Origin of the sequence: Bradyrhizobium sp. Leo170 (genome assembly GCF_004296405.1) — a bacterium.
Taxonomy (GTDB): Bacteria; Pseudomonadota; Alphaproteobacteria; order Rhizobiales; family Xanthobacteraceae; genus Bradyrhizobium.
The window spans coordinates 1-12,355 of the sequence record NZ_PSRR01000258.1 but is presented as its reverse complement, the minus strand read 5'-3'; the positions used below and the strand labels follow the sequence as shown (position 1 = coordinate 12,355).

Sequence of the window (12,355 nt, the reverse complement as noted above, 5' to 3'; positions counted from 1 at the left end):
CGACTGCTGGGTGGCCAACTGCGCGGCCGCGGCAGCGGCTGCCGTAGCCGAACCCGAACCCGAACCCGTGCTTGCGCTCCCCAGGCTGCGCGCCTCCGCCCCCGCAATGCTGCCGAGCAGCAGAGCAGCGGCACTGACCCCAACGAGCAAGTTGTTCTTGAGGGTAGCGCGGCGGAATCGGCAGGCGGCAGGCTGGACGGACATGGCTTGATCTCTCGGCAAAGACTTTGACGTGAAGCTGATTTCACGTGGATGACGTCACTCGAAGCGACGCTTTCCCTCTGCGTAGAGACATGCCGAAGCGCGGCACCGAAAAAAAAGTAAGAAATAATTTGAGGTCAGGAATTCCCGAGCGATCGACGGCGTTTAGCTCAGCAGGACGATGCCGCCCGGCAAGGATGTGACGGTCGCGCCAAACAGTTTCTCGACTTGCTCGAGGACCGCATCGACGTTGCGAACCCGGAAATTGGCGCTGAACAACCGCGCGCCGAGCGCAGAATTCACGACGATGATTTTTCCGGAACGATAACGATTGATTTCCGTGATGACTTCACGTAGCGGCTTGGAGTGGAAGATCAACAGATCGTCTTGCCAGGCGGTCACGATCGCTGCATCGACGAACGCGGGCTTCCCCAAGCCTGATCGATCATAGGTGATCTGCTCGCGGGCGCGCAACGACGCTATCGCCGCGCCGTACGAGACGTGAACGTTCCCCTCGACGCAGGTCACGCAAACCGCGTGCCCATCATTCCGTATGTTGAATTTCGCTTCAATTCCGCTGGTTTGGCCTTGACTGGACGTCACGACAAAGGCCGGCCCCGCACCGGATGGCGTCGCGACCAGCGCCTCGCCCGAGATCAACTCGATCCCCGCGGCCTCCTTCGCGACCTGGCGCAGCGCAATGCTGGTCTGGGTATTCATCTCGACGAAAGTCGTGTCGGCCACCACAATACGCCGCCGCTCGCCGGTGTGCGTCCGATAGTCGGCCGCCATTTCCGACCAGGATGGCCAGAGGCCGAGCGGCGGCTGCACGACGAGATACGCCGCGCTCGCGGCGATGGCGGCGGCCCCGCCGCCGAGCACGGCACGACGTGACATCGAGATAGAGGCGAACGTCCGCGCGGCTGGGCGATCCCCCTCAAATGCCTCCGGCCCCAAGGCCTCCCACATCCGGGTGGCCTTCATAAACGCGGTACGATGCGCCGGATCGCGCTCGATCCACATCTTGCCTTCCCGCAGGTCCGCAGGTCCTGCTTCCCCCGAGGTGAAACGGACCAGCCAATCGTGCGCTTCGCGCTCGATCCGGTCCAACTTTTCGGGCGGGCTATCGGTCATCCCTGTCATCAACACGCTTGTCGGCCCTCTGTCCACGCGATTGCTGAACGGGCTGAGGGCCGAATCTTTGCACGAGTTGCCGATCCAGACGAAGCGCGCAATGGGCTAACGCATGCTTCAACTCGATCTCAACCAGTCTTTGTGATATCTCCAACTGTGCTGCAATTGCGTGCAGGGGTTTTCCTTCGACGCGCGCTGCATGCAGGATAACGCGCCGTCGCGGGGTTAATTCCCTGATCGCATGTTGAAAGGCTTCGAGCTCGATCTTCGCTTCCAGACTTCGTTGGGGACCGGGCGTTTCATCGGCAATGTCGAAGGCGATCTTCGCGTCATCGAGCGAAACTGTGTATTTTTCCGAGTGCAGTTTCCTCAGCGCGATATTTTTGGCCATGCGCAGCAAGTAAGAGCGCGGCCGCTGCACCGGCGGCAGATCCGCGCCCCGGCAAAGCTCCATATACGTGTCCTGCAAGGCGTCACCGGCAAGCTCCACCGAATTCAATCGACGGGCCAACTTGGCTCGCAAATCATCATAGCAGAGTGTCAAAAAACGGCGCAATTCGGCGCGGCTGCTGTGGGTCATGCGGAATCGCGACCCTGGACCCTTGTCCCGTGAGCATCGTACGCGCCCGCTGTCTCGCGCACCGACATGCTAGCGCCCGGCCTTCTGGTCGACGGGTGATGCGCAGAGCCTCGCGTCGGCCGCTCCCCCCGGCAGTGCAACCATGGTGATCGGCTGCGGCATCTGCGCCGGTGGCGGTTCGGTCATGCGTGACTTGCCAAGCGTCGCCAACAGCATCCGGTGACTTGCCTGTTCGCCGGCCGATCCTTCGAGTTCTGCGCGCTGCACCAATCCCGACGAACCGATCCACAACTTGATCACCAGCCGATAACTCACGGGGCGCGTGTCAGGATACCGGCACAGAATGCGCAGGATGTCGTCTTGCACCACGGCGAAATAGCGCTGATATTGACCATCCTGGGCGATCCGTGCCGTAGCGAACGCATGCGCCGTATCGTCGCCGGGATGAATTAGCAAGTAGCTGTTTTCGCGCGCGCGCAGTGGGACGAGTTGCGTCCCTGCGAGCAAGTTTCTGAGAGCATCGTCACGCGCAAGGGCGCCGGTCACCGCAGAAGATCGCTGTCCGATCGCCGCTGCGCCGTCGTAATACACCTCGGTCCCGGTCGCCGCGCAGAACGCGTCTATGGCAGACGCCAGAGGTTGCGCGGGGATGTCGAAGGAAGTCGCCCCCGCCGGCGATGCGTGCCACAGAGCCGAAACCATCATCAAATGCGCGACAACAGCGGCAAGATCGCGCGTGATCACACACTTCCACCATCTGACGATGTTCATGAAATGCTGGTTCACCTTGGCAAACACGAGACTCACGGATGGCTGCGGATCGATCCGTTACGAATTGAACCAGACGCCGGTCAATCAGAAACTCCTCCCAACTTACGACGCTGCGCAAGACGGTATTGTGACACGCCTCGACTACGGACCTAGTGTCACCCAATGCTAAGGCCGTCGCTTACTCGAAAGGCGTCGTCTCATCCCGAACTAATCATCGATTTTGGGTGCTTGATGCGCGGCGCAGTATCAAGCCTTACAGCGGTAAAAAAGCACCGCTTGTGCGAGATGTAGTCTGGCGTGTAAATTCGCAGATCTGGTGGCGGGGGAGCGCTACCGCGTTTCCCCACACCAACCGAGCCTGCGATATCTTATCCAATCTTCCGCCTGACGCTGTTCATGGGCGCGAGAGCGAGTCCAACTTCAAGGGCCGCTGGCCAAGCAGTTCCGCAGATCCTGGCACCGCGTCAGCTGCCACCGGCAGAAATCCAGCTGCGTGCCCGGCGAGCCACGCGGATTCACACGCATCAGACGGCTGCACGATTCCCCATGGATCGGAACGTTCGCGCAGTGCTGTTAACACCTCGAGTTACGCCGCCACCGCGTGCTCGCGGTGCACAACGGTCGCCGGAGCGCCCGCGACCTCGCGGGTGACCTTGAAGTCGAATCCGATCCGCGCGAATGGCCTGTTGAGCTCCGCCTCCCGGATTTCGGTGGCTTCCGTTGCGCGTACGACCGGTGGGATCAGGTCGTCGCGGGTGCCGAAAGCAAAATCGTCGTGCAGGTATTTGTCGCCGTCGATGTTGATCTGGGTGGTGAGCTGCCGATAGCCTGACGCGGTGATGAAGAAATGGATGTGCGCCGGCCGCTGGCCATGGCGCCCCATCTTCGCGAGCAGCCTCTCGGTGTTGGAGCCGGGCGGGCAGCCATAGCCCGACGGCATGATCGAACAGAAGCGATAGCGGCCGTCGAGGTCGGTTTCGATCCGGCGGCGCAGATTGTAGGACGACTGGGGCGGGCCGAAGAACGAATAGAAGCCGAACGAATTGGCGTGCCAGACATCGACAATCGCGCCGGAAATCGGCCTGCCCTCCGTGTCGAACACCTGGCCTTCCATGAGCAGTATCTCGCCATCATCGGTGCCGTCGTCGAGCCGGGCTTCGCCCTTCGAGAGCGGCGCACCGGCGACATAGAGCGGACCTTCGATAGTGCGCGTCGTGCCGCCGGCAAGGCCGGCGCGGTGCTCGGCTTCGTCAAGCCTCAACCAGACGCCCTCCAGCCTTGAAGCAAGTGGCCGTCGGGTGAATTTCCACGTCAACCGGAATGGGAGAATTGCGTATTTCGACCGGCAAGAGGCGTTGAAGCCGGCTGAAGGAAACAAGGGGTGGGCTGCATCGCAGCTCACCCCTTCGCTTCATTGACTAGAACGTGAACCTCATACCTACAGTTGGGTTGTATTCAGACGTATTGAGATATGAGAACGCAAACCCTCCGCTGACCTGGGAGTACGCGACGCCGGCATAGATCCGGAAGTTCTTGGTCCAATCGTAATCTATTCGAAACGACACCACTTGCTCCGCGCCGGCGCAGTTGATGTAGGTGCTGCTAGAGCACGCCGTCCTCGAATACCCTGGCGCCACGATGCCCGGAATGCTGTTGACGCCCAATCCGTAGGACTTCTGATCGTAGCGATAGTATCCGACTGCGACCGACCATTGCGCATCGTGTTGATATTTGCCCGTAATGAAACTGATATTCACCAAACGGTCACCGCCGGTGAAAGCGTAATTGACGATACCAGACCCGGTCGACCCGTTCGTTGATAATATTGGCCCGATCTCATAGCCGCCAATCGTTGAATGTCCGGGCGCAAACCCTCCACCGGCCGGGTTGGAGAAATCGATCCTGCTGTAGCCTCCGGTCACCGTAAATTTCTGCTCGGCTGGATCCTGCAGGCCGTTTCGACCGAGGTCGAAGACATACTTGCCGAATATTCCATACATGTCGGTGTCAAATACCTTGGCACCCAGGTATTTGGAATTGAGATTAGCCGGACCTGATAGTGCGAATGTCGACACAATATCGGAGCCGTGCCCAGCGACGAGATCGACCGAAAAATTCGGGCCCACCACACCAACCGACCCCTGATAGAAATCGTTGACGTTTGTCCCTGGTTTCCCGTAGATCGCCGACATCCGCCACGGACTGTAATTATTGTAGTATTTGATCGACTGGTCGATACGAGCGGTATCCGAACTCCCCTGCCCCGCGAGAAGGCCGAAGTAACCGAGGAGGGAGAAGCCGTATGAGGCAAGCGGGTCGTAAGCACCAACCATGTCGGTCGAAACCACATTATTTCGGCCGATATGCAACGTCCCCCAAGTCTTGTCTTCGAAGCCCGCCCAGGCCTCACCATTGATGAGCTGCCCGGCGCGAGGACCGCCGCCGTTCACGGTCTGCTGATTCAACGGAATGCCGTTGTTCTTTTGCATGCCCTTGAGCGAGTCTGACAGTTCGCCAGTGGTCGAATTGAATCCTGTCTCAAACCGAGCGATGAAATGCAATTGTTCGGTTATATTTCTGTCGACTTTGATGCCCACGGCGGTTTGCGACGATTGGTTGGGGACCAACAGCCATTGCGGGCCTCGATTCATCCCGGTGATGATCCCCGCCGCGCCGTTGCCCCCGGTCGGCGCTCCGTGCGACTCATATTGCCCGCCAATGTCATAGGTGCCAAAAACGGTCACCCCCTGCCAGGTGAGGTCCGGCACCACCGGCGGCGCTTTCAACAAGCCGCCCACGTCCGCCGCGCTCGCGCTCGCGGCAAGACCCGCCGACGCGGTAGCGCACACCAAGCCTTTCCCCACACTGCCGATGAACCTTCCAGCAAACCAAGATCTAGAACTCATTACGTCTCCCCCTTATCGGCCGTTCCCAGACAGCCCTATGTGAAATTGCATTTGGTCTTGGCGAAGAACCTCGATGCCGAGTGCGCGGTGTTGGCCGAGATCATCTCGCGGATCCGCTCGTCGTCGTAGCCGAGGTTCATGCAGAGCTTGATGCCAACGCGGAATCCTTCGCGCGGGCCGAACGTGCTGGTCTGGCCGAGATCCGAGCAAAGGATCGTCTGGCCCATACCTGCGGCGTCTATTTGCTGAAGCAAGTTTCCGGTTTCGCGGCTCTTGCACTTGCAGCCTTCGAGGAAGCTGCACAGCGGGCGCACAATGAAAGCGCCGATCGCGATGCGGCCATCACGAGCTGATCTGGCCTAGGTCATAGAGCCGGTCGCCTGCACGACGACGTTTCCGGGCGATTCGACGGTGGCGGCGGGCGGGTCCGCTTTCAGACCCGCAGTTCTCAAATCAACCCCGCGCGTCTCCGGCCCGCAAGCCGTCGCCGCCAGGATGATGATGCCGCCGAATGCCATGAGGAAACCTGCCGCATTGGCAAACGTCATGAAATGGCTAAGCCAGATCATGTAGTAAGGAAAAAAAGAAGGGATGATCACAGCGGCGCTGTAGGCAACGCCCCACCCGGACGAGCGAACCGACGTCGCAAAACGCTCGTTGATATAGGCTGGCACCACACCCAGGGGACCGACAAACAGCATCTGCGTGGCGGCGGCCAGGAGCGTCAGATTGAGCCATCCTTGCACCGATCCGCCGCCGATCAACGCCATGGTCACCGGCGTCAGCAGGACAATGAGCACGCCGGAAATGTATAGAGTTGGCTTGCGGCCGATATGATCGCTGAGCCAGCCAAAGAAGACATAGGATGTCATTCCGAACAGCGGCACCACGAGCAGCGTATGAGCCAGATCGGCCGCGGTGTATCCTGCGTTGTTGTGGAGCAGGAACTGATTCAGCACGCTGCTTCCGATATTGATGAGGAAGAAAACACCAGTCATCATCACCCACGACTGGATGAACGCCCTCCCGGACCTGCCTTTCAACAGCTCCTTCAGGGGAGAGCTCTTCTTGCTCGATGCATCCACGCTTTTCCAGACTGCGGAGTCTTCGACGTTGCGCCGCAGAAACCAGGCCACTGCGAAAGACAGGACGAAGCCCAGGATGAACGGTATTCGCCAGCCCCATTGGACGTAAGGCGAATGAAGCCCGTCATTGACTGCCACCATCAGGACCAGACTATTGAGAACCGCGACAATAAATCCTCCCCCACTGGCCGAGCACTGGATCAATCCACCGATGAATCCCCTGCGTGACGGCGGTGCATACTCGAGCGCCATCGGAGTGGCAGCGGTATATTCGCCGCCCAAAAATATCCCTTCAATGAACCGGAGGCCGATCAGCAATGTGGTGGCCACCGTTGCCCCAACCAGCTCCGCGCCTGGCAGGCATCCGATCAACAGCGAAATGGTGCCGAATCCGAAGATCGTAATAGCGCCGATTCTCTGTCGGCCAAGAAGGTCGACCGAGCAGCGTCACAGCGAGAGTCATTCCGGCGAATATCGACCTTTCCTGCGCCGACATATCGCCTTGGAAGTAGACCAGCGCAGGCAGGAGCGTCGATACCACAATGAAGATGGAATATGAATCCAAGGCGAATCCAGCCCAGGCGCTTAGGATCGCTCGCTTTCTTTTCTTTCGGAAATCCGGATCGAGGGCGGGGGTCAATGCTCCGATGCTCTCATTCATGTGCGCTTCCTCAGGAGTTACTGCGGGCTGCCCCACGAAGGAGTCGGCTTTTAGTGAGCCCCGCTTGTTGTCCAGTTGAAGCTGAACTTGAATTCGTTAGCTGACTATGTTTATCGACCGACGTTTCACCAAATGGAATTGCAACCATCCCGAATGACTTGACGATGCGTCTCGCCAGAATCGGAGCAAGGGCGACACGCCGCCCTTGCTCCAGATCCGGTTTCAGCGAACCCGCTGCGATCTTCATATGATCTCCGTGGCCACTGCGCCGTTGCCCGCTTTATCAGGACATCAGTGCAATGGAAGGCGATGTCCGATCAGAGCAGCCCCGCCGCATTGCCTCCAACGAGCTTGCGAATATCCCTTTCACCATACTGGATGCGAAGGAGATCGCCGATTATCCGTCTATAACCCTCTACCGGCCGGGGCATCCCGACAAGGCCAAGGTCTGAGCCGAGTATGGTCTGGTCCACACCTGCAACCTGAATGATGCGCGAAAGATCATTGACGTCGCGCTTTTGCTCTCGACCCTCAATCTGGATGAACATGCAAATCGAGTGTTCCATGTAGACGCCAAGGCTGACGAGGCGGCGAATATCGTCATCCGAACAGCCAATGACGTAGGTCGGATGATTGACAAGCATCTTCTTGACACCTCGCCGCTTGGCTTCCTCAAACATGATGATCTGCTCACGCGCACTGAGATGCCCGCCTGCCAGAATGATGTCCGCCTCCGCGATAAGATCCAGGATCTGCTGCGTCTCTTCAGTCAGTTTTCCATCCACACCGAGAACGGAAAGCGGCGTCGGCGTCAGCATGGGTTTGATGGATTTCGGGAAGGTTTTCGCCTCAGTGCTACTCTTATCGATGTGGTTCGCAGCGGAGAAGGTTGGCATCCATACGATTTTTCCGCCCAGCTTGATGGCATGGTCGACTGCGTATGGATTTATCCCGCCGCTGGCATTGTTAAGGGCAATGCCGGAATAGAGGCGCGTCTCGACGTAGGGCACGAGGTTTTGGAGGATCTTGGCGTGCGCCATGCCGGCGTAATAATGGTCCTTATAAAGCAACGCTTCAAAGCCGGCCGCAGCGGCGTCCAGCATCGCTTCATGATGATCGAGCATCCGCGGCATGGCTGCTGGGCCACTGTGACAGTGAAGGTCCACCGCACCAATCATGAGGGCGGAAACCTGTTCCGAGATGCTGCTGTCTTCGACCTGTGCTGTCGCCACGTTCATTGCGTTCTCCTTGGCGTTTCCGGGTTCGGAAGCTCGTTGCTTCATGTAGCTGAAGCAGGCATTGGGTATTCGTCCGCATTCAAAACCCAACCTGGCTTCGACGAAAAGTCGGCGCGCGGGGGCGCGAAAATATCGACCAGCACGTTGGTGTCGTCCATCGACTGCGACGTATGAATTGCGGGCGGCGGAATGATGCAAAGAGACGGCGCACGACAGAGTTCAGCGGCGTCTGCCCGCCATGCCGCCTTATCGGTCACCCACGGCCAGCGGAGATAGTGGGTGTAAGCTCCCTCCAAACAAAGCGATCCCTGTTCAAAGTCGGCGTGGTGATGAGGCGAGAGATTTTTCGTATCGCGCGGCGGGGACGGATGAATGCAATTGATCATGATCGTCGAGCAGCGGAACAGCCGGCCAAACCGGGTGGGACTTTTGGGAATATCCAGGCTGTAGCTGCGGATTGCGAAGCCGCCCGGCGGATCAGGCCATGCAGCGAACGGCTTGACGTTTGGGTCTGGCTCCGTGGCGTATGATTCCGCATTGGAGCATTTCGGAAGGAGGTCCAGCGCGTTCGTCGAAAGGATTCGAACGATCGGGCCAGCGGCCTTGACCTCTATCGAACTTCGTCCTGGCGGCACCACCACGACGGAATAGCCGGGCACGGTCTTGCTCTGTTCACCGGCCGTGACTTGCACGACACTGTCTTTCGACGGAAGAAGCAGCATGTACTCGTCCGGCTGGGCATCGCGCGCGAGCACTGCCCCCCCATCTGCCTTAGTGTATGTCACGATCATGTTTTGGCCGCGGGTGTACCAGGTCTGCGCTCCCGGACCTTGCTCCTGTGGAGCTTGCTCGTACCAGCGGGCATATTCCGCCCCTTTGAACATTCTGGCGGCGTTCGCGGTCGTCCCCGCTTGAGGCATGGTGCTCCTTGGATCGTCTGCGGCGTACACGGCTTTTCTCCGATTTTAGCAGCGATGTGGCTTTGCAGCCGGCGTGCGAAAGTCTGCCAATCAGACCAATTTCGCCGAGGATTGAAAGAACGTATTTCGATGTTTTCGCTCGCTGAAACGTTAGCCCCCCTGCCACGCCAACCCGACATTGGCTAACGACTTGAAGACGCCTTGAGCACTGGCGACCGCTTTTTCACCTGTTTTGAGCGTACCCGACACGAAGATCGTACCGCTCGTCCTGTGCTGGATGTGACATTCGGTCGTAACGAAGTCGCCAATGTCGACCGCTTGCAGGAACGCGACGTCGAGTTGAACGGTGACACACTGGACATCGTCGCCGGTTGAACGAATGACCGCTCCCATGCCCATGTCAGCCAGCGTCATCAACAGGCCGCCGTGCATCTTGCCCTTGCCGTTGTCGTGGCGGGGGTCGCAAACGATTCCAATCTGTACGTTGCCGCCAACGCGTCGCTCCCAGAACGGTCCGACAAGGGTGGAGATTTTTCCTGGCCGTATCATCCACCCCTGCGATGAAGGGTCGGGATGTTTCTTGTTGCCTGCACCTTCCAACGACGACCTCCTGATTTGCCGGGCCATGACCCGACGCGCTGTTTTGCGAACTTGACGTATTCGCACCCGATTCGGGAGTTGTGGATATTCGCGGAATAAGCGGCCCCCAACGACTCACCTGGCCGTAAGGGACAACAGCTCTCTGGCTTCCTTGGGTGTGGCCACCGAACAGCCAAGCGAATCCACAATGGCGCACGCGCGCTCTACCAGCGGAGCGTTGCCCGGCGAAAGTTCGCCCTCCGAGAGGAAAAGGTTATCCTCCAGTCCAACACGAACGTGCCCGCCGAGAATGATGGATTGCGCTGCCATCGGAAACTGCGCCCGCGATATGCCAAACGCCGACCAGGTCGTGCCCGCCTCAACCATGCTTCTCATGAGCAGCATTGCTTCCGTATTGGCTGGCGCACCGCCGGGAATTCCGAGACAGAACTGGAACAACGAGGGTGTTGGCAGGTGCCCCTCCTTCTGCAATTGAAGGGCGAGGCGCAAGTGACCGAGGTCGAAAACTTCCAACTCGGGCTTTACGCCGGCCGCGACCATTCTCGCCGCCATGAACTTCAGATGGGTTGGTGTATTGACAATGGCCCGCGACCCGAAATTCATTGTTGCGACATCGAGGGTGCAGACTTCGGGCCGTAGCTGCACGATGTGCTGCGTCCGTTTGGCGGGCGAAACCACACACACAATCTCGCCCCCATCTTCGACCGGTGGATCATAACCTGCTCCCGGACCGCCGGTTAAATTGAGAACAATGTCGATTGCGGAGGATCGAACTCTGTCGACGGTCTCCTCGTAGAGATCCAGATCGCTGGAAGGTGCTCCCGTTTGCGGATCGCGAACATGCACGTGGGCAATGGCAGCGCCGGCTTTGGCGGCGTTGACGATCTCGTCGGCGATCTGCTTCGGCGTGATCGGCACGTATCTGCTATTGCTCGTGAGTGCGCTTGCCCCGGTTACCGCACACGTGACTATGACCTTACGCTTCATGAAACTGCCTCTTGGATTTCCAAGCTTATTCAACCGACCAAGCGCGCAATCGCGCGATGCCCTTTTCGATCATATCCGCCGCTTCGCGTGTCGGAGTGTAAACGTCGGATACGATATGCGCCGCCGCCGGTGCCGTGGCGTAGAATCCCACACCGAGACACGCAACGCACACGCCCTCGTTGAAAACGGGAACGCCGATAAATTGGAATTTCCGAGAGCCGCGCATCCCGTCCTCGACGGCGAATCCATTTTGGCGAGCCGCTTTCAGCGCGTGGTCAAGGACCACGGGATCGAATTTCTCTTCAGCTTTTCCGCTCGTTCCCAGGCCACGCAGCAAATCTTCCTGTTCCCTCTGGGAGCAGAAGGCCAGATAGCAGCGTCCCAACGCGCTATTCGCCAAGCTCAATTGACGGTGCAGGGTGGCAAATGGAAACGCCCATGGACTGATGGCCGAGGTCGTGAAATCAACGCTGAGTTTGCCGTGGTGGACCGTGGCGACGCTGACCGGCCACTTGATCCGTTCCGTGAGTTTCACTGCCCATGGCCGCGACGCCTCGATAACGAGTGGAAGCCCTCGGAATCCATTGCTGAGGTGCTGCGCCTCGGAAGTAACTCGATATCCGCCGATGAAATTGTCACGCATGACATAGCCTTCATGGATGAGCGTATCGAGCATCCTGACGATGGTTGATTTCGAAAGCCCTGTGATCGTGTGAAGCTCGGCGACCGACGCGGAGCGCAGTGAATTCATCGCGCGAAGCACGCGCAGTACCCGCTGCGCGGCTTCGACGGGCTGATAAGAGCACTCGGCCGGCAGTGCATCGCCCCTTTTCGAATTGGACCGACAACGATCACCGCTTTGTTGCTTTGTGCGTCCTCGCGCAGCGCGAACCGAACCTTTGGAAGCTAAAGCCGGATCAGGCATGACGCTTTCCAATCGGCGGGATGAGACCTGACCGGACTTTTTCGCAGACAACGTCGGCCCGTCTTCAATGCAAGCGTCTTCAGCGGAAGTCTGGCGCGCTTTGGTCATTGCCGCCCCGGGCGACACGCCACGGGCACGGCGTTGCTCAACTGGAGGCCAGTCTTGCAGGTGGCTGGCGTAGGAATCGATCAAGATTGATGAATCAAGCTTCATTTCAACGGCCTCCCGGTGCCCGTTCGATACCGGCCCGTGGATCGGACCTTGTTTGTTTGCGCTTCGCCAAGAGTCGAGCGGCTTAGCGCATTGCCGAGCTAACCTGCCCGTCTCCTAAACTGAACAGGATTATC

General features: G+C 58.9%; 15 protein-coding genes. 1 reads left to right on the top strand and 14 read right to left on the bottom strand.

Features of this window, described 5'->3' with window-relative positions; all coding sequences use genetic code 11:
- From CWO89_RS47185 to CWO89_RS31655, 6 genes are all read right to left on the bottom strand, one after another.
- On the bottom strand, positions 1–204 hold a 204-nt coding region (locus CWO89_RS47185; protein WP_207234613.1), incomplete at its 3' end, for a hypothetical protein.
- A gap of 162 nt (positions 205–366) precedes the next feature.
- The gene (locus tag CWO89_RS31675) at positions 367–1,335 is read right to left on the bottom strand and encodes a FecR family protein (RefSeq protein WP_165421413.1); all 969 of its coding nucleotides are present in this window, start codon (positions 1,333–1,335) and stop codon (positions 367–369) included.
- The gene (locus CWO89_RS31670; protein WP_130582438.1) at positions 1,325–1,915 is read right to left on the bottom strand and encodes an RNA polymerase sigma factor; all 591 of its coding nucleotides are present in this window, start codon (positions 1,913–1,915) and stop codon (positions 1,325–1,327) included. The genes CWO89_RS31675 and CWO89_RS31670 overlap by 11 nt, the downstream gene beginning before the upstream one ends.
- A gap of 69 nt (positions 1,916–1,984) precedes the next feature.
- Positions 1,985–2,713 carry an STN domain-containing protein gene (locus CWO89_RS31665; protein WP_130582437.1) on the bottom strand — a complete coding sequence of 243 codons (729 nt, stop codon included), beginning with the start codon at positions 2,711–2,713 and terminating at the stop codon, positions 1,985–1,987.
- 559 nt (positions 2,714–3,272) lie between these two features.
- Entirely contained in the window at positions 3,273–3,947 is a 675-nt protein-coding gene (locus CWO89_RS31660) for a dioxygenase family protein (protein ID WP_349644910.1), read from the bottom strand.
- Between the two features lie 157 nt (positions 3,948–4,104).
- Positions 4,105–5,535, bottom strand: a complete 1,431-nt coding sequence (locus CWO89_RS31655; RefSeq protein WP_130582435.1) for a porin — start codon at positions 5,533–5,535, stop codon at positions 4,105–4,107.
- 137 nt (positions 5,536–5,672) lie between these two features.
- On the opposite strand from CWO89_RS31655, the gene CWO89_RS31650 reads away from it, so the two are divergent.
- Positions 5,673–5,945: a hypothetical protein gene (locus CWO89_RS31650; protein ID WP_130582434.1), complete on the top strand. Its 273-nt coding sequence runs from the start codon at positions 5,673–5,675 to the stop codon at positions 5,943–5,945.
- A gap of 6 nt (positions 5,946–5,951) precedes the next feature.
- Here CWO89_RS31650 and CWO89_RS31645 read toward each other — a convergent pair whose 3' ends face one another.
- The 8 genes from CWO89_RS31645 to CWO89_RS31615 form a co-directional block, all read right to left on the bottom strand.
- A complete protein-coding gene (locus tag CWO89_RS31645; protein WP_245476671.1) occupies positions 5,952–7,058 on the bottom strand; it encodes an MFS transporter in 1,107 nt (368 codons plus the stop codon).
- The gene (locus tag CWO89_RS48240) at positions 6,970–7,338 is read right to left on the bottom strand and encodes a hypothetical protein (RefSeq protein WP_245476670.1); all 369 of its coding nucleotides are present in this window, start codon (positions 7,336–7,338) and stop codon (positions 6,970–6,972) included. Before CWO89_RS48240 ends, CWO89_RS31645 begins: the two co-directional genes overlap by 89 nt.
- A 10-nt stretch (positions 7,339–7,348) precedes the next feature.
- On the bottom strand, positions 7,349–7,585 hold the full coding sequence (locus CWO89_RS31640; RefSeq protein ID WP_130582432.1) for a hypothetical protein: 237 nt from the start codon (positions 7,583–7,585) through the stop codon (positions 7,349–7,351).
- 70 nt (positions 7,586–7,655) lie between these two features.
- Positions 7,656–8,576 (bottom strand): DUF6282 family protein, encoded by a 921-nt coding sequence (locus CWO89_RS31635; protein ID WP_130582431.1) that lies wholly within the window; start codon positions 8,574–8,576, stop codon positions 7,656–7,658.
- Positions 8,577–8,617: 41 nt separating this feature from the next.
- Positions 8,618–9,526, bottom strand: coding sequence for a cupin domain-containing protein (locus CWO89_RS31630; RefSeq protein ID WP_130582430.1), 909 nt, complete (start codon positions 9,524–9,526; stop codon positions 8,618–8,620).
- Between the two features lie 120 nt (positions 9,527–9,646).
- Positions 9,647–10,096 carry a PaaI family thioesterase gene (locus CWO89_RS31625; protein ID WP_165421412.1) on the bottom strand — a complete coding sequence of 150 codons (450 nt, stop codon included), beginning with the start codon at positions 10,094–10,096 and terminating at the stop codon, positions 9,647–9,649.
- Between the two features lie 114 nt (positions 10,097–10,210).
- Positions 10,211–11,083 carry a beta-keto acid cleavage family enzyme gene (locus CWO89_RS31620; protein ID WP_130582428.1) on the bottom strand — a complete coding sequence of 291 codons (873 nt, stop codon included), beginning with the start codon at positions 11,081–11,083 and terminating at the stop codon, positions 10,211–10,213.
- Between the two features lie 25 nt (positions 11,084–11,108).
- Positions 11,109–12,221 (bottom strand): helix-turn-helix domain-containing protein, encoded by a 1,113-nt coding sequence (locus CWO89_RS31615; protein ID WP_130582427.1) that lies wholly within the window; start codon positions 12,219–12,221, stop codon positions 11,109–11,111.
- Positions 12,222–12,355 lie beyond the last annotated feature (134 nt).